Origin of the sequence: Mesorhizobium sp. B2-4-13 (assembly GCF_006658535.1) — a bacterium.
GTDB lineage: Bacteria > Pseudomonadota > Alphaproteobacteria > Rhizobiales > Rhizobiaceae > Mesorhizobium > Mesorhizobium australicum.
The window spans coordinates 390956-408140 of the sequence record NZ_VFVB01000003.1; the positions used below are offsets into that span (position 1 = coordinate 390956).

18 protein-coding genes are annotated in these 17185 nt (G+C 61.9%); 5 read left to right on the forward strand and 13 right to left on the reverse strand.

Going from position 1 to position 17185, the window contains the following annotated elements:
* The 3 genes from FJ936_RS09885 (at position 1) to FJ936_RS09895 (ending at position 1965) form a co-directional block, all read left to right on the forward strand.
* A complete protein-coding gene (locus FJ936_RS09885) occupies positions 1-540 on the forward strand; it encodes a prepilin peptidase (protein ID WP_141906525.1) in 540 nt (179 codons plus the stop codon).
* Positions 541-787: 247 nt separating this feature from the next.
* A complete protein-coding gene (locus FJ936_RS09890; RefSeq protein WP_141906526.1) occupies positions 788-1105 on the forward strand; it encodes a hypothetical protein in 318 nt (105 codons plus the stop codon).
* A 365-nt stretch (positions 1106-1470) separates the two neighbouring features.
* Positions 1471-1965, forward strand: coding sequence for a hypothetical protein (locus FJ936_RS09895; protein WP_141906527.1), 495 nt, complete (start codon positions 1471-1473; stop codon positions 1963-1965).
* 68 nt (positions 1966-2033) lie between these two features.
* On the opposite strand, the gene FJ936_RS09900 is transcribed toward FJ936_RS09895, so the two are convergent.
* Positions 2034-4145: a catalase gene (locus FJ936_RS09900; protein ID WP_141906528.1), complete on the reverse strand. Its 2112-nt coding sequence runs from the start codon at positions 4143-4145 to the stop codon at positions 2034-2036.
* Between the two features lie 290 nt (positions 4146-4435).
* Here FJ936_RS09900 and FJ936_RS09905 point away from each other — a divergent pair, with 290 nt between their 5' ends.
* A complete protein-coding gene (locus FJ936_RS09905) occupies positions 4436-4999 on the forward strand; it encodes a sigma-70 family RNA polymerase sigma factor (RefSeq protein ID WP_140793122.1) in 564 nt (187 codons plus the stop codon).
* On the opposite strand, the gene FJ936_RS09910 is transcribed toward FJ936_RS09905, so the two are convergent.
* The 10 genes from FJ936_RS09910 to FJ936_RS09955 all read right to left on the reverse strand — a co-directional run bounded on the left by FJ936_RS09910 (position 5000) and on the right by FJ936_RS09955 (position 13943).
* Complete coding sequence (locus FJ936_RS09910; RefSeq protein ID WP_015319163.1) at positions 5000-5176, reverse strand: hypothetical protein; 177 nt, start codon at positions 5174-5176, stop codon at positions 5000-5002.
* A 229-nt stretch (positions 5177-5405) separates the two neighbouring features.
* Positions 5406-6386 carry a class I SAM-dependent methyltransferase gene (locus tag FJ936_RS09915; protein WP_246680445.1) on the reverse strand — a complete coding sequence of 327 codons (981 nt, stop codon included), beginning with the start codon at positions 6384-6386 and terminating at the stop codon, positions 5406-5408.
* A gap of 70 nt (positions 6387-6456) precedes the next feature.
* Positions 6457-7449, reverse strand: a complete 993-nt coding sequence (locus tag FJ936_RS09920) for a GNAT family N-acetyltransferase (RefSeq protein WP_140793126.1) — start codon at positions 7447-7449, stop codon at positions 6457-6459.
* Complete coding sequence (locus FJ936_RS09925; protein WP_140793128.1) at positions 7446-8510, reverse strand: glycosyltransferase; 1065 nt, start codon at positions 8508-8510, stop codon at positions 7446-7448. The genes FJ936_RS09920 and FJ936_RS09925 overlap by 4 nt, the downstream gene beginning before the upstream one ends.
* A 129-nt stretch (positions 8511-8639) precedes the next feature.
* The gene (locus FJ936_RS09930; RefSeq protein ID WP_015319159.1) at positions 8640-9572 is read right to left on the reverse strand and encodes a beta-xylosidase; all 933 of its coding nucleotides are present in this window, start codon (positions 9570-9572) and stop codon (positions 8640-8642) included.
* Positions 9565-10326, reverse strand: coding sequence for a TIGR04290 family methyltransferase (locus FJ936_RS09935; protein WP_015319158.1), 762 nt, complete (start codon positions 10324-10326; stop codon positions 9565-9567). The genes FJ936_RS09930 and FJ936_RS09935 overlap by 8 nt, the downstream gene beginning before the upstream one ends.
* Positions 10327-10328: 2 nt before the next feature.
* Positions 10329-11132, reverse strand: a complete 804-nt coding sequence (locus tag FJ936_RS09940) for a sugar phosphate nucleotidyltransferase (protein ID WP_140793130.1) — start codon at positions 11130-11132, stop codon at positions 10329-10331.
* A complete protein-coding gene (locus FJ936_RS09945; RefSeq protein WP_140665711.1) occupies positions 11132-12232 on the reverse strand; it encodes a glycosyltransferase in 1101 nt (366 codons plus the stop codon). Before FJ936_RS09945 ends, FJ936_RS09940 begins: the two co-directional genes overlap by 1 nt.
* A gap of 14 nt (positions 12233-12246) precedes the next feature.
* Positions 12247-12843 carry a histidine phosphatase family protein gene (locus FJ936_RS09950; protein WP_140617543.1) on the reverse strand — a complete coding sequence of 199 codons (597 nt, stop codon included), beginning with the start codon at positions 12841-12843 and terminating at the stop codon, positions 12247-12249.
* Entirely contained in the window at positions 12840-13943 is a 1104-nt protein-coding gene (locus FJ936_RS09955; protein WP_140793148.1) for an inositol-3-phosphate synthase, read from the reverse strand. Before FJ936_RS09955 ends, FJ936_RS09950 begins: the two co-directional genes overlap by 4 nt.
* A gap of 155 nt (positions 13944-14098) precedes the next feature.
* Between FJ936_RS09955 and FJ936_RS09960 the strand changes: the two genes are divergently transcribed.
* Complete coding sequence (locus FJ936_RS09960; RefSeq protein WP_140793134.1) at positions 14099-15844, forward strand: hypothetical protein; 1746 nt, start codon at positions 14099-14101, stop codon at positions 15842-15844.
* A 6-nt stretch (positions 15845-15850) separates the two neighbouring features.
* On the opposite strand, the gene FJ936_RS09965 is transcribed toward FJ936_RS09960, so the two are convergent.
* Together FJ936_RS09965 and FJ936_RS09970 are read right to left on the reverse strand one after the other, a co-directional pair.
* On the reverse strand, positions 15851-16051 hold the full coding sequence (locus FJ936_RS09965) for a hypothetical protein (protein ID WP_224582624.1): 201 nt from the start codon (positions 16049-16051) through the stop codon (positions 15851-15853).
* 80 nt (positions 16052-16131) lie between these two features.
* Complete coding sequence (locus FJ936_RS09970; protein ID WP_140793136.1) at positions 16132-17178, reverse strand: UDP-glucuronic acid decarboxylase family protein; 1047 nt, start codon at positions 17176-17178, stop codon at positions 16132-16134.
* Between the last annotated feature and the right edge of the window lie 7 nt (positions 17179-17185).

Genomic DNA, 17185 nt, shown 5'->3' on the forward strand with positions numbered 1-17185 from the left:
GTGCTGCTGACCGAAGCGATAGTGCTCAAGATCCTGGCCGCGGGCCTGCTCGCACGGATTGCCTGGCTCGACTTCACCACCCAGAAAATATCCAACCGCGACGTGCTGCTGCTGCTCTGCCTGGGGCTTGGATCGCTCCTGCTTTTGTCGCTTCAATCCCGCTCCTGGTGGGATATGGGCTTAAGCGCGGTGGCCGCCCTGTTGCTGTTTCTGGCGCTCTTCCCATTCTGGTTGCTGCGCAAGATCGGCGCCGGCGACGTCAAGCTGCTGGCGGTCGTGCCGCTTCTGATAAGTGGAAGCGGGCTGTCGGTGTTTTCGGTGCTGCTGCTGGTCTTTGCTCTGGCCACGGCCCTGATCGTCAAAAGACCGCTACTGCTGCCGCAGGGCGCCTTTCGTCTTTACGTCGAGCATATGGACCGCAAGGGCGTCGTGCCTTTCGGCGTGCCGATTTCGGCGGCTGCGATCTGCACGATAGCGCTCCAGATCTACTGGAGTTTTGTCTTGGCCAACAGCTCTGGAATCCTCGGCCAGCTCAACTAATCCCATCGTCCCCATGCGCATGGGAAGATCGTTTCGGGCTGATGATCCCGTCCAAACGGACCCTGCCGTTCCTGTCAGCTGACAGGCCCCACCGCCGACCCCTCCAAGCAAACCCAGGCGCGCCGAAAGCGTTCGCATCGGCACAAGAACCCATCCATGAGAATTTGGCTGAAGAGCGTTTCACTCGGAACATATCCGGGAAAGACAGGTTTGGTGGAAGCAGTACACAACCAAAGGAGATGCTCCGATGATCACCAAACTTCTCTCCGCAACCGTGCTTACGGTCGCTCTGGCCACGTCGGCCATGGCACAGTCGAACGGCACCGGATCCGGCTCGACGTCCGGCGCCACCAGTGGCGGCAATGGGACCACGACCGGCACTGGCGTCGGCACAGGCTCCGGTGCGACGACCACGCCCGCCGACCCGAGCACGACAAATTCGACAAACTCGACAACCAAGTCGAACGGCATGACCGACCGCTGCAAGGATGCCGCGGGCAACGACATCGACAACAACACCGCCAGCGGCAACACCACGTCGAACATCCAGAACTGCAACAAATGAGCCACCGGCTCGGCGCGCCGCCCGAAGTCGCTCTTCTCCCTGGAGCGACTGATCGGGCGGCGTTCTTGCTGCCAGGGCGCCGATGAGCCGCGATGGCGTCGGGCAACGCAGTCCGCTCGATCGGGTTGGCAGGCGCGTGCCGGACCTGCATCCTTCATCACAAGAAATCGTGACATGTTGGAAAGCGGCCGCCGGCGCCTTGCGGGAGAACCGGCTCATCAAGACCAGTCACGCAAGATCATGGACGGTTCCGGAGGCCGGCAAGCTGGTTCCGGTAGGTCGCTGGACATGAAGTATGTTCAGGCGTGGTGGAACATCGGCGATCGACTGTCGTTGACACGCTCGTGAGAGAAAGGACACCGCCCATGTCAAAATTCCAGGCTGCCACTCCGGATCGTCTGCGGCAACTCAGGCTTGAAGCGTCGGCTTACTTCACCCCGATGATGCTGCACGAGGCATTGCTGCGCCTTTCCCATGCCTGCGGCGGTGAAAGCCTTGGGCGGTTCGAGAAGGCCATGGTCGATCAGATAGAGGCGACGAAGGACGATCGGCCCGATTTCGAAACGATCAAGGAATTCGCGATCGAGCAGCTTTATGCCTTGATCCGCGATGCCAATGAGTCACCAAAGAAGAAACAGTCGCTGGAAAAGATAGATACACGCAGGACGCCCGGCCGCTCCGAAGAACCGCGGACGCTCGAGGATCAACTGCAGGCCGGGTTGGAGGATTCTTTTCCGGCAAGCGACCCGCCCGCGGTGGTGTCCACAGCAATTCCAGGCGGAGCAAAGAAGCTGGTCGGGACCGACGAGGTCCTGAAACAGCAGCGAGAACAGGCCGCCAGAGAGGCCCGCCAACCATAGGGCCTAGGCATGGCTGCATACCGGGCCTTGCAGCCATGCGCCGGTGTGACAGCGCATGGCTCTCCGCATCAAAGCTTGACGGCGGTCTCCCGTGCCCACAGCCGCAGTTTGCGGCACGCCTCTATAAACGTCTTCACGGAGCCTGCGGTATCAAGCCCGATCAGCCCCTCATCGGCATCGGGCGCCACGCCCGCCTTGGCCAGGAGAGATTGGGCCGCCGCTGTGAAGCCGATGAATTTGCAATGCGCGAACGCATCTGACACGAAGTCCTTCGCGGCCGCCTCGTCGAGCAGCATCTCGGCACCCTCCTCGGAGAGGAGCAGCACAACGGCGTCGAACAACACAGACGGGCCGCCGTCGATCATGTGCCTGGCCTCGATGTGGGTGCCGTCTGCCGCGTCGACGCCGCCCACCTTGGGCGCGATCACCTCCATCACCGCGCCTTCCGTTTCGATAGCGGAACGGAGCTCTTCGAACAGCGCGGGGTCGGTTCCATTGCTAAGCAAGACGCCGACTTTGCGGCCCTTGAAACTGTCAGGCCCGTTCTCGATGATGCTGAGCGCCGGCGAAGGCGGCAGGTCGTCGCGCGTCGGAACGGCTGCCTCCGCAGGGTCGGGCATATTCCGAATGCCGAGCTTGTCGGCGACGGTGGTCGCCAGGGTTTCGTCGATGTTCAGCAGATGCGAAACCATGCGTTCGCGGATCGCCGGTGCCTGGACCTTGCTTAATTCGAAGGTCAGCGCCATGGCGATGTGGCGCTGCTCCGGCGGTGTCTGGCTGTTGAAGAATTGCCGGGCTTGGCTGTAGTGATCGGCGAAGCTTTCCGCGCGCAGACGCACCTTCTGCCCTTCCTCGGCATCAGCGAAGGAACGAAAGCCGCGTTGCGGATCCTCGCGCGGTCCCAGCCCCCATGAATTCGGTTCATAGTTGGCGCGACCGACCGGATTGCGCATAGCCATGTGTCCGTCCTGTTGGAAATGGGCGAACGGGCACTTCGGCGCATTGATCGGGAGATGGGTAAAGTTCGGGCTGCCCAGCCGTTTCAACTGGGTATCGAGATAGGAGAAGTTGCGGCCCTGCAGAAGCGGATCGTTGGAGAAGTCAATTCCGGGCGGCACATTCTGCGTCATGAAGGCAACCTGCTCGGTCTCCGCGAAGAAATTATCCGGCATCCGGTCAAGCACCAGCCGCCCGACCGGGATTGGTTCGAGCACCTCTTCAGGAATGATCTTGGTTGCGTCCAGAATGTCGAAGTCGAAGCTGTCGGCAAACGCCTGATCGAACAATTGCACCGTCAACTCCCATTCCGGGAAATTGCCGGACTGGATGGCGTCCCATAGATCGCGACGGTGAAAGTCTGGATCGGCGCCATTGATCTTGACCGCCTCATTCCAGACCACCGATTGCATGCCGAGCTTTGGCTTCCAGATGAATTTGACGAAGGTGGATTCGTCTTTCGCGTTGACCAGGCGGAACGTGTGCACGCCAAAGCCCTGCATGAAGCGGAAGGAGCGCGGGATCGCGCGATCCGACATGATCCACATCACCATGTGCATCGATTCCGGCATCAGGCTGATGAAGTCCCAGAAATTATCGTGAGCGGTCTGGGCTTGAGGAAAGGCCCGGTCCGGCTCCTGTTTGGCGGCATGGATCAGATCGGGAAACTTGATCGCGTCCTGGATGAAGAAAACCGGGATATTGTTGCCGACCAGATCCCAGTTGCCTTCCCTGGTGTAGAGCTTGACCGCGAAGCCGCGGACGTCGCGGGCGAGATCGAACGAGCCCTTGTTGCCGGCAACCGTCGAGAAGCGCACGAAGGCCGGTGTCTTTTCGCCGGCCCTCTGGAAAATATCGGCACGTGTGTATTTGGCCAGAGACTCGTAGGTTTCGAAGTAACCATGCGCGCCGTAGCCGCGGGCATGGACGACCCTTTCAGGAATGCGTTCGTGGTCGAAGTGGAAAATCTTCTCCCGAAAATGAGAGTCCTCGATCAGCGCTGGTCCGCGTTCGCCGATCCGCAATGTGTTTTGATCGTCGGAGACGGGTGTTCCGAGCGCCGTGGTCAGAGTGGGCGTCTCACCCCCGGCGATCTGGTGCAATTCCCCGCCGTTTCCGCGCGCGCTATCCGGTTCCTGTCCACTTGCCGATTGGCGAGCGGAGCGACGGGCGGATTTGGCCATGACATACCTCGTTTTGATGCCGGAGGGGGTGGAAGTACTCAGGAGGTCAAACTGCCGGTGCGCGGCTTTGTTCCCGTGAAAGAACCGCTGCGCGCGCGTGCATCGCCCAAGGCGACATCCCTATCGCGGCGACGGCATGGGCCGATTGGGTAAGATGCCCCCGCTGCGCGGAATTTCTGAAGAGTTGTCTTCAGCGCGAGGAACGAACCAAACTTCCATGCATTTAGCAGGGGCTGCGTTCATACACTCTTCTTCTGGGAGCTGGACCATTGTCATCCGGAGGCTACATTTTGGCCGACCAAGAAACCAATGAAGTTTCCATCGTTGAGCTCATACCCGCCATGCGGGCTTTCGCGCGTACCTTCTGCCGCGTCCCCGACGATGCCGACGATCTGGTACAGGAGACACTGACCAAGGGTCTCGCCAACATCGACAAGTTCGAACCCGGCACACGCATGAAGTCGTGGCTCTTCACCATCATGCGCAACACGTACTACACCCGGGTCAAGATCGCTGCCCGGGAAGCGCCAGGCCTGCTCGACTGCGCATCGTCCCGACCGATTTCGGAAGCCACCCAGGAATGGAGCGTTCAAAGCAAGGAAGTCCACGCCGCCATACAAAAGTTACCGGAACACCAACGCGAGGTTCTGATGCTGATTGGCGTTCTGGGGGTGAGTTATGAAGAAACGGCCGAGATATGCGGCTGCGCGGTGGGGACGGTAAAAAGTCGGCTGAACCGTGCCCGCGCCAATATTCTCGAGTTGCTTGGGGAGAGTTCGTTGCAGACACTGATCGAAAGACGAAATCATCTATCGGATGGTCAGCTCGATATAGAGGGCGACAGCCGCAGATAGTCAGTTCTGCACGTCACGTCGACGTTTCTCAACCAGCGCGTTTTGCAACTCCATGGCCAGCCTGGTTAGCCGGTCTGGAATTTTTTCCTGCTCTATGGCGTCCAGGAGAGAAGTGATCTCCTGATCCATGGCCAGACCGAATTGCGGGTCCGCGGTATCGTCGCTCGAATGAGACATCCATATTCTCTTGATAACCAGCAGTCCCTGACTTTAGTGTGGTGACAAACGCCGGACATTACAAGGCGATGTCCGCCGCCGGCAGGGTTGCCGCCAATCCTTGCACAGCTTTATTTCCTTGGCTTACGCTGCAGGCAAAGGACATGGGGTGACGGCGTTCTTCGGCGCCTGGTCGGCGGCATGATCCTGATATTGATCGGACTTGACGAGATTGCGGTCCAGCCCGCGCTCATCGCCGTGCTGCTTCACGCGGCCGATGTTTCTTGGCGCCGGGTGCCATGATTTCCTCCTTCGGGTCGGTGCCGATCTTCGGCGCCTCTGGTTCGACGTCCGAACTGGCGGCGCGCAGTAATGTTCCGCCGCCACGAGCCAGTAGGAAAGCCTCGCCATCCCATGACCGAAACGGCTTCTCGCCATTGATGACGACCCGCATTTGGTGAGCTTCCGCCAGGCGGCCGATGTCGGCGCGGTCCCACGAAAGCGATCCGCGATAGGAATAGTTCAGCAAGGCGAGCCAGCCAGGCCGTTTCAGAACGCGTGCGATCTCATCGAAATGCCGCTCGGCCATGCCGGCCAGAACCAGATAAGGAAAGCTGTCAACCGCCAGCACGCAATCGAAACTGCCGTCGTCGAATTCGCTCAAATCGAGACCGGAGGTTTGCCGCAACTCGACATTGCCCAGCGCGGCGCACCGCTCGGAGGCGATGGAGATCATCCGCGATGATATGTCGATGCCGACCATGCGGTTGAAGGAGTTGGAAAGCGCATGCTCGAAACGGCCGATGCCACAACCAATGTCCAGAATATCCCGGCGGGTTCCGGAGAAGTCCTGCTGCTTGAGCCAGGCGACGACTTCGTCGGTCGTGGCTGAGAGCCTTTCCTCATCCCCTAGGGATGCGAGCTGGACACTTGCTGTCTCCGAAATCGCTGCCGCCGCATCGAAGCTCGAGGCCAGCCGCGTGACGACGGCGGCACCGGTCTCCCCTTCGTCGCGTGTGTGCCGAACGGCCGCTCCCGTCGCTCGCAACGTTGCAAAAACATCTGGCTTGCGGCGAAGCAACCCGGCTATCTCTTGCAGCCTTTCCGCGTCTCGCGCATTCGACGGAACGATATCCAGCACGATCTTTGCCAGTTCCGCCGCCCTGATCCCCGTCTGCAGGTGAAGCGCCAGCCTGGCGACGACTGCTTCGGCGCAGACACTATCCGCCATGCAGTCTTCAACAGCCGATCTGATCGTAGTGCGGCGCGGAGCGGATTTTGGCTTGGTTGCAGGCATGGTATCAACTCCGCGTCCAGACCCGGCGCATCGTCCACCTGTCGATGGCGCCCCAGCCATATTTGTAGGCTTCCTGGCCGCGCAGGAAATCGAACTCGCGCGCACCTTCGCGGATCGATTCCGCGATCGCGTGGCCGATCAGGATCGCCCCTGGGCTCTCTTCGGCATAGGCGGGGTCGAAGCCCCCGAGATAGGCATAGGCACGACCGCGATGGTGGAAGCCGTAATAGGCCCCGACCGTCCTGCCATCGATTGCCAAAAGCCAGCATCGGACCAGGCCGCGAGTGTCGAGCAAGGGAAGTGAGCGCCTGTGGAATTCCTTTGCAGCCGCGTCGGCCAACACGCCACCTCCGTGTCCGGCCCAGCGCGCGTCGTGCAGGCGGATCAACTGATCGAGGAAGGTTTGGGGATCGCCTCGTGCCGACGACAACGCGATCCGGCCGCGTCTGGATGCGGCCTGCCGCGCCCGTCGCAACTGGCGCCGGCGCCGGGAGGGTACACAGCCTGCAAGGGTATCGTCTCCGGCGATGGCAAGCACGGGGCAAGCATCATGAGCGGCGGGCCGCCCCGCCTTCAGATCGGGATGCGCAATCGCAAGACCGGCGCCGCCTTCCGGCAAATCCGACAAGATCCACTGCGACCAGCCGACCGAGAGGAGCTTTTCGGCAACAATGGCCGCGACCTGGTCTTCGGTGCCGGGAACACACAGGATATCCAGATAGTCGCTGAGCGAAATGCCGACCGGAAGCAGTTTCGAGCCGGCGGTTCCGTGCTCCAGATAAAGCGGCGCCAGCCCTATCAGGTCGCTTCCGCGCCAGACCGCGACCGTCGCCAGGTCGCCGGGCCCGAATGTGCGCCACCATGGCACCAGCCACGCAGGAGATTGAAACGGCGTCGCCGAGGAACTCTGCTCCCACAGTCCCCACCAATCCGCCGCAAGCGTATCGAATTGCGCCGGATCATCGATGATCTCGCCGCGCAACACAGGCTTGCTCACGGCGTGACGGCGAGGCGCCCGGCATCGGTGCCAAGTCGTGCCAGTGCTTGATAGGCATCCATGTAAGACGAGATCATTCGCTTCAGCGAGAACCGCCGTCGCGCCTCGGCCCGGCATGTCTCGGCGTCCAGGCTTGACGCCGCAACGATGGCTTGTGCCATCTCGTCGACCGTATTGACGAGAAAACCGGTCTTGCCGTGCTCGATCACGTCGGGAAGCGCACCATTCGGAAAGGCGATCACCGGTGTGCCGCAGGCCAGCGCCTCCATGGCGACAAGGGAGCTGGTCTCGGCGGCAAGGCTCGGGATGACCAGACAGCGTGCTGCGTTGAGAAAGCGCCGCTTGGCGGTGAAACCGAGCGGACCAAGAAAGCGGCGGCGGCCGTCGAGGCGAGGTTGGACCTCGTCGTGAAAGTAACGCGTGTGCGTTTCATAGGGATAGACCTTGCCGCCGACAACCAGCGGCACACCTGCCTGCTTGGCCGCGTCCAGCGCCAGGTGGATGCCCTTTTCCGGACAGATACGGCTCAGAACCAGTGCGAAGTCGTGCTTCGGCTGCGGCAGGCTGAGCGCCTCTATGTCTACTCCATTCGGAATTGGCAGCGCCAGTTTGGCGCCAGGTGGCGCGGTTTTCTGCTGGGCGGCCGAGACTGCATGAAGCCACAGGTCGTCGCGCGTCGGCCGCAGTGCCCCGGCCGGATACCAGTCCAGCGGCAGGTGAAGGGTCACCAAGGTCGGGCCATCGTCGGGCAGATAGGCATCGAAATCGATGCCATGCAGATGAACCACATCGATCGGCCATCTGGCGCGGGCAGCCGCGATCGCGGTTCGATGAGCCTGCTGCGCGCGGCTCTTTGCCGCCTCGTCGAGCACGCCGCCTTCCGCCGGTGTTTCCACAAGCGTGCCGCTCGCGCTGGAGCCCCGGCAGCCGACGACAATAGACCGATGACCCGCGCCAACCAGCGCCCGATCGAGCATCGACAGGACCTGTTCGGCACCCCCGACCGCATCCGGTCCGACAGGCGCGAGGGGATAGGCGACATTGAGGACGGTGAGCGTCATGGCCGGCCGAGCCATGGTGCGGGGTGGACGAGGGCGGTTGCGCACGACCTGGTGCCGATCTCGAAGGGGCCGAGAGCCTTGACTTCGGTCAGTGCCTCCGATGATCGCGGACCGGGTCGCATGAGAGCCTCACGCAGCCGAGGCCCGCTGCGTCGGGAGCGAGGCGGACGTCATGCCGGGCGCGTAGCGGCGGATCATCGTTGCACAGAACTCGGCGAATTCCTCGGGTACCAGCGGAGGGCTGGTGTGGTGAGGCATCATTCCGCGATGCTCGGGCGTGAAGCAGAAGGTGACCGTGACGTCGAAAGCGGCGAGTGCTTCCATCTGTCGGTCGAACCAGTCCAACGCATTCGGCCTGAAGCTATCGGCCCAGGAAAGCCCCGTGCGCATATTGGTCACGCCGAGCCGCTTCATCCAGGCGACGGCATCGTCCAGCCGCGGGTCCTCGAAATGAAACCACTGCACCAGGCCCATTGCGGGTGTGTAGCGTAGGAATTCTTCCAGCGCCGGTTTTGGCGTACCGTCCTGGCGCAGCAGCCCCATGTGGAAATGGCGGTAATAGGAAGATCCCTCCGCCTCGCGGTGCCGCGTCGTTGCTTCCCATTCGCGCGGAAGGTCATAGAGGCTGTACCACTGGATTCGCGGTGCGTTGCCGAGCAGCAATTCGGCGGTGCGCTTGAGCCCCCAGACCTGTATTTCCTCGGCCCCGAAGGTCGATACGCCGACCTCGCTGACCCAGATGGGGAGGTCGGTGACGGTCGCGATCTCACCGATCTTCTGCGGCCATTCCTGAATTTGCCACAGGTTCCAGTCGAGGGGAAAGCCGTGAACAGCGACGGCGTCAACATGGTCCAGCACGCCGAATTCCTTCATGCGCGTGATAAAGCCGGGGTCTATCGGCGAGATGCCGCCAAGCATTTTTGTCAGAGCCGGGTTCTCGGATGCGATCGCGTCCGCCGACAGGACTGCCATCCTGGCAAAGCGGCTCCAATCGGGGTCGAGCTCGGGGTCCCAATGCGATTTGTTGTTGGGCTCGTTCCAGATCATCGCGGCTTCAATCATGGAGCTTTCCTTTCGACGGATATATCGCGCCACCGCCGGCCGGATCGCCGGCAGCGCGGCAGAAATAGACCTCCTGCTCGGGATGCAGAACGATCTCGAAACCGGCGCTGCGCAGCATCGCTTCGGTGCAGGCCCGGTTCGGTATCCACCAGTTGGTCGGATCGTCGGCATAGCGGTGTTCGATGAAATGCAGCTTGGGAAATTCCGGCTGGTCGAACAGATCATGCGTCCAGAAATGATAGTTTTCTTCCAACGCGGGCAGGTCCTTGCTGCCGCGCTGCATGGACTGAAAGATCAACAGGTCGCCGGCGACGTGCTCACGGATCAGGTCGAGTGCGAGCAAGGGGTGGCGCAGATGGTAAAGCACCCCCATGAACAGCACGACATCGAATGTCTCGCGCAGGGCACCGACGTCGTAGACCGACAACTTCTGGAATTCGATATCACAGTCCGCGATCTCGGCGGCAAAGCGGGCCTGCGCCAGATAGGCCTCGTCGAAATCGATCCCGAGGACACGGGCGGCGCCTCGCCGTTTCATCTCGATCGAGTAGAAGCCGGCATTGCAGCCAATATCCAGCACGGTCTTGCCGGTCAGATCAGCGGGTATGGCATCGGCGAATTTGCGCCATTTGATCAGCGGGTAGTTGCCGAGAAAGTGGTCGGGCGCGGTTTCGACGCCGGCCAGGTCCATATTGTGGAACCACGGGCCGAGCGCGTCGATGCGCCGGCGGATTTCGGCATGGGAATGCAACATGGTCAGGCTCCTTCACCCGGAACGACAGGCACATGCGAATGCGCGCCGGGCATGATCGTTGCGGGCTGGTGATGAGCTGACGGGACGCCGTTTTCAAGCAACCGCAGAGCTGTGCGATACCCATTGAATGTACCGACATCGACATAAGCGGACCCTGCCTTGACACCATAGGCCACACCCCCGCCCGCAAGGTAGGCGTTGATCAACGTGCCGATATATTCGTCACGACCATCCCGCTCGCGCCAGAGTGCCGCAAGCCGATGCAGGATATGGCCGGGCATCTTGAACGCACCCCAAACCCAGTTCGTGGCGGCGTCCTGCCGCTTGACCTGGATTTCGATCACCCGCTCGTCATCATCGGTAACGACGGCGTCGAAGAATTCCGGGCTATCCACCGGGAAGAGCAGAAAAGAAAGCTGATCGTCAGGCAAGCGACAGAAGCCGTCCTCGGGAAACCAGATCGTATCTGGAAGCCCGACGAGGACGACCTCGTCGGGCGCGACGAGGGGCGCTGCCCGGAAAATCGCATCGCAGAGACCGACGGGTTGAGGCTGCACCACGAAGAGCGCTGCCGCCTCACCGTAGCCGGCGGCATAATATTCGAGGATGTCGGATTTGCCCGATCCGATGATGAAGCAAATCTTGTCGACGCCGGCCTGGACCATTCGCCGTACCAGATACTCGCTCACGGCGCAGGGACGTTCGGTCTGTCCGTCGATCCTGCTGCCGACCGGCAGCAGCTCCTTCGAGAAGCCGAGCGGTTGAATGCGGCTGCCGCGTCCGGCAGCAGGCACGATGCCCAACATCAGACTGCTTCCTTCATCGGTTCACCGACTGGGTTTCGCAAGGCATCGGCCAGGATTTTGTCCAGTTCCGCTGCGCGCTTGGCGGAAGTGTGCTCGCCCAAGACCCGTTCGCGGGCTCGCCTTCGAATGCCGTCGAGCTCGAACTCCGGCAATTGCAGTGCCGCGACCACATCATCCGTGTCGCGCGCCAACAGCACTTCGCGGCCGGGTTCGAAGAATTCCGCGAGGCCTGGCCATGCGTCGGTGACGATGGCAGCTCCACACGCGGCCGCTTCGAAGAGCCGTCCCGACGGGCACCAGCCCTTTTGCGCCATCGCTTCGCGGGTGACGTTCAGTGTCAGCCGCGACGAGGAGAAGAACGCCGGATGGTCGGCGGGCGGCAGATGCCTGACGAAGAAGATGTTGTCGCTCCATGGGAATTCCTGCGGATATTGTGCGCCGCCGATGATGAAGCGCTGGTCGGGCAGGCGCGCGGCCGGGCGGACCAGAAGCTTTTCGACGCCGGCCTGGCGATCCGCCGCGTAGGTCCCGAGATAGGACAGATCACCGGCGAATTCGGCCCGCTTCTCTGCCGGCCGGTGCTGGTCCGGATCGACATGCCCGTAGAGCGGCATCACGCGGCGCGCGCCCAGCACCGTCTTCAGCGCCTCGATCGCCGGGCCGCCGGTGTAGCTCAGGACGAGGTCGTAGTCGGCAAGGCCTTCAGGTCCGAAATAGGGCGGCCGCTCACCTTGTTCGACGCGGGCAAGCGTGACTGGAGTATCGAGATCGTAAAAGACACGCAGTCCGCGGCATGCCTGCTGCGCGAGGCGCGAAGCCTCGACGGCGTCGGGACAATAAGAGGTGACGACCACGACATCCGCTTGCTTCATCGCCCGTTCCGCGACGCGGCGGATGTCCTCCCAGTCCGGATAGATGACGACGTTGCCTCCATCGAGTTGATCCAGATCGCGGGTCCCGGCATAATAGGGGGTGTCGCGTTCGAAAAAGGTGATCGACCAGCCCAGCCGGGCGAGGGCGCGGATCAGCCCACGCCACAGCGTGGCATGGCCGTTTCCCCATGAAGACGTGACGGTAAGACCGAAAATGACCATCCGCATGGGGAATTTCCTCGTCAGGCAGCTTCGTTCAATCGCAGGAGCTTCGAGCCCCAGTCGCCCGATACGATCGTCGTGATCGAGGCGGGATCGATGTCGAAGCGAAAGCAGTCGCCTACCGGCAAGCCAAGCACCTTGCAGACGGCGGCCTTGATCACATCGGCGTGGCTGATCAGGGCGACACATTGGTTCTGATGCAGCTCGCGGACGCCGTTCATCAGCGAGACGATGCGCTCCTGGACATCCAGCATGGTCTCGCCGCTCGGTGTCCGGGCCTCCTGCCGCTGATCGTTCCACGCGCGCCAACTGGCATCGCCGTTCAATTCGTCGAAAGTCTTCCCCGACCAGTCGCCGAAGTCGATCTCGTCGAGTTCGGCGCGGATCGCGATTTCGCCGACACCGCAAGCGAGAGCGATCGGAACCGCCGTCTCCTGCGTGCGCTCGCGCGGGCTGCATAGAATGGCTGCAATCGTCTCACGGGCCATGCGGCCGCCAAGCTGCTCGGCTTGAGCCTTGCCGGCCTCGCCGAGACATACACCGGCCATGCGGCCCGCAAGGTACGAGCCGACATTGTCGTGCGCCGCATGGCGGATCAAAAAGAACGTCGTCGTCATTCCGCGGCATCCAGCAATGGCTCGTCCTTGCCGGCGATGAAAGCGAGCGTGCGCTGGCGCGCTTCGGCGTCGGTGAACTGTTCGGGTGGCGATTTCATGAAATAGCTGCAAGGACCCGTCAGCGCCCCGGCAATGCCGCGGTCGAGCGCGAGCTTGGCGCAGCGCACCGCATCGATCACCACGCCGGCTGAATTGGGCGAATCCCACACTTCCAACTTGAGCTCGGCATTCAGCGGCACGCCGCCGAAGGTCGTGCCTTCGACGCGGATGTAGGCCCATTTGCGGTCGGTGAGCCAAGGCACGTGGTCGCTGGGGCCGACATGGATGTTGCCCGGCTCCAGGGGAACATCGAGCTGGCTGGTTACCGATTGCGTCTTGGAGATCTTCTTCGATTCCAGCCGCTCGCGTTCGAGCATGTTGAGAAAATCGGTGTTGCCGCCGAAATTCAGCTGATAGGTGCGATCGATGCGCACGCCGCGCTCGCGAAAGAGATTGGCCAGCAACCGGTGCACGATGGTGGCGCCGACCTGGCTCTTGATATCGTCGCCGACCAGCGGCAGCCCGCGTTGCTCGAAGCGCCGGCGCCATTCCGGACGCGAGGCGATGAAGACCGGTATGCAATTGACGAAGGCACAGCCGGCCTCGAGCGCGCATTCAGCGTAGAAGTGCGTCGCCTCTTCCGAACCCACCGGCAGGTAGGAGACCAACACATCGGCTCCGCTGTCGCGCAGGATCTCGCTGACATTGGCAACCGGTTCGGGCGCTTCTTCGATTTCGTCGCGCAGATATTTGCCGATCCCGTCAAGCGTCGGCCCGCGTTCGACGAGAACGCCGGTCGTCGGCGCGTCGGCAAAGCGGAACGTGTTGTTGGGGGGAGCGTAGATCGCATCCGCGACGTCACGGCCGACCTTGCTTCTGGCGACATCGAACGCACAGACAATTTCGATGTCGTCGACGTGATAGCCACCGAGATCGGCATGCATCAGCCCCGGGATTGGTTCGTTGCTTTTGGCATGGCGATAATAGGAGAGGCCCTGCACCAGGGAGGATGCGCAATTGCCCACTCCAACGATACCAACACGAACTTTTTTCGATCCCACGAAACTGCCGCCTATGCTGTTCAAAGGTAAGTTCCTTGCGCCGAACCGCCACCGTGCCGGAATGTTCCTTGGCTTGGTCAAAAATTGCGCGAAGCAGCATGGATCGAAGCCGCGCGCGCTGCGTTGCCCGCACGGCAAGCATCGGAAATCGACCAATGATCGTCTACGGCGACCACAAGCGGACCGAGAACGCACGACAGCTTCAGAAGGCGGCGATCGAAATGGCCCAAGGCCTCGATCGCATGCTTTGCGGCATCCGGCGCCATGCCGCATTGGTCGGGCTGTTCGTCAGCGTGTCGGAACTGGTCCAGGGGCTCGCGGATGTCGACTTCAAGGCCCGGGGCGTCGACACCAATTCGCCTTCGCAGCAGCAAGGCGCCAGGCTGCTGGTCGGGCTTGCGGCAGAGGTGGCGAGGTCGTGGCGAAACGGGTTCGCCGTAGACGGTGGCATCGACCTGCGACTTCTCCAAATGCTGGCCGGGCTCGACTGCAAGGCAGAGGTTTTGACCGGCTCGGCCGAGGGCTACGCGCACTATGCCCTTTATCCAGAGAGTTATCTCGGCGCGGCGCGGATATCAGGTCTCAATGCGAACACATGCGTGATCGGCATCCGCAGCATCGGCCTGGGGCTCGCGGCCATGGTGGCGGCCGCGATCGGTGCGCCGGCGCCCATTAGCGTGCGCCCGATCGGGCATCCTTTCGATCGGCGCCTCAATGCCGATCCGGGTTTGGCGGCGGCCTGGAGGAACGAGCCGTCGGCCCGTTTCGCGGTCGTCGACGAAGGTCCCGGCCTGTCGGGAAGTTCGGTCCATGCCGTCGTCGCGTGGCTGAGAAAACAGGGCATCGATACGGACCGCATTCACCTGTTCCCCAGCCATTCGGGTGATCCGGGCGCCGAAGCCTCGCCGGATGTTCGGGAGACATGGGTGCGCTGCCGCAGGCATGTGGCGATGACGTTCGAACGCACCTTCCCCGAAAGCTCGCAAAGTCCAACGCTGCGCGATTGGGTAGCCGAGGCGGTTGGCAGTCCGAAATTGCGCTTGACCGAAATATCCGGGGGCGCGTGGCGCTCCCTTCACTACGCCGACGAAAAGCGCTGGCCACCGAGCACACGCGGCACCGAACGGCGAAAGTTCCTGGCCTCCGCGGGTCAAGGTCGCTGGCTTGTCAAATTTGTCGGCCTCGGCGAAACCGGGCTGCGCAAGATGCAAGCCGCCAGGATGTTGCATCAAGCCGGATTCGGACCGCAAGTCATCGGGGTCTGCCACGGTTTTCTGGTCGAACGGTGGACCGATGGAACCACGATGGATCAGCTGCCGCTGTCCAGGCAGAGACTTGTCGCGGCGTTCACACGCTATCTGGCCTGGCGTGCGACCAATCTGCGGACCTGCGAAGCCGGCGCATCATTGCTCGCCCTCGCGGAGATGGCGGTTCACAATGCTTCCGAAGCTTTGGGCGAAAGCCAGGCGGCTAGACTGCGGACCTGGTTCTCGAAGCAGACGCCCATAGAGGTGTTGGAACGGGTCGAGATCGACGGCAGGCTGCATCCCTGGGAGTTTCTGGTCGGTTCCGATGGCACGCTGATCAAGACGGATGCAGTCGACCATTGCCGAGGACACGATCTGATCGGCTGCCAGCCGATAGAATGGGATATTGCCGGCGCCTGCGTAGAATATGACTTGTCCGAAGCCGAGGCGGCGACGTTGATCGGCGGCATGGATAACCGCATCGACACCAGGCTCATCGATTATTTCAAACCTTGCTATTTGGCGTTTCAGCTCGGGCTGTGGAGCATGGCCGCCCAATCCGAGAATGGCTGGGAAAGAGCAAGGCTGGAGGAGACGGCAAACCGATATGAGGCAGGACTGACACGGTTCCTGGGCCAGGCCAGGGCCGATTAGTCTGCGTCAATCCAGCCTGCGCAGCATGTCTGCTTCCTGCTCGAGAATACTGGCCACCTCCTCCCGCTGCAGATGCGTCATCATCAGGCTGACACAGCACTCCAGATAGGTGATTGAGGCTCGCCGCAAATACGCAGCCGTCTCTCGTTCCGCCATCCTGTCGATATCGGTCCGAGATCGCTTGGGGTGCATGAGGAGGTCCTCCATATGTGGTCCTCCTGTCAAACCAAAAGCTTGCCTGGATGTTCCCGCGGGAATCGATGCGAAGATGTGACCGCGGTCCGGCATCAGGCCGGGAGGTTCTGCAGCCCGCCTGACGTGGGTCTCGCCCTTGTGGAGCGTCCTGCCATTTGATCGCCGATCGAGCCGCCTTCAAGCGTGGCGAAATAGCTGATCGTCCGCGCGAGCCCCTCGGTGAGAGGCACTCTTGGCGTCCAGCCGAGCAGCGTTTTTGCGCGCGAGATGTCGGGCTGCCGGCGTCGAGGATCATCCTGCGGCAGCGGCAGGAACGTCATGTCCGATTTGGTGCCGGTCATAGCCTTCACCAATGCCGCCAGTCGCACAATGGTGAATTCGCCGGGGTTGCCCAGATTGACGGGCTTGCCCGGATTGGGATTGATATCCATAAGGCCCATCAACCCATCGATCAGATCGGAGACGTAGCAGAAGGATCGCGTCTGCATGCCGTCGCCGAAAATCGTCAGCGGGCGCTTCTCGAGCGCCTGCATGATCAGGTTCGAGACGATGCGGCCGTCCGCCGGATCCATTCTCGGCCCGTAGGTGTTGAAGATACGCGCGACACGAACGTCGGCCTTGCCGGCTCGCAGATAGTCGAAGCAAAGTGTTTCGGCGGTGCGTTTGCCTTCGTCGTAGCAGGCGCGTGGGCCGGTGCAGTTCACATGGCCGACATAATCTTCCCTCTGCGGATGTTGCTCCGGATCGCCATACACTTCACTCGTGGAGGCCTGCAGCAATCGCGCGTCGTTGCGGGCGGCGAGTTCGAGCAGGTTCAACGTTCCGATGACGCAGGTTCGCGTGGTGTGGATCGGATCGGCCTGGTAACGCGGCGGCGAGGCGGCGCAGGCCATGTTGAAAATGCGATCCACCGGCTCGCCAAGCTCCAATGGACGGCAGATATCCTGCTCGATCAACCGGAAACCCGGCTGGTCCATGATCGCGTTGATGTTCTCCATGCGACCGGTAAGAAAATTGTCGGCGCAGATCACACGCCAGCCATCGCGTAACAATGCTTCGCAAAGATGCGAACCGAGGAAGCCCGCGCCACCGGCGACGAGCACCGTCTTTGCCCTTTGCGCTTTTTTTGTTTGTCGCATCGCGATT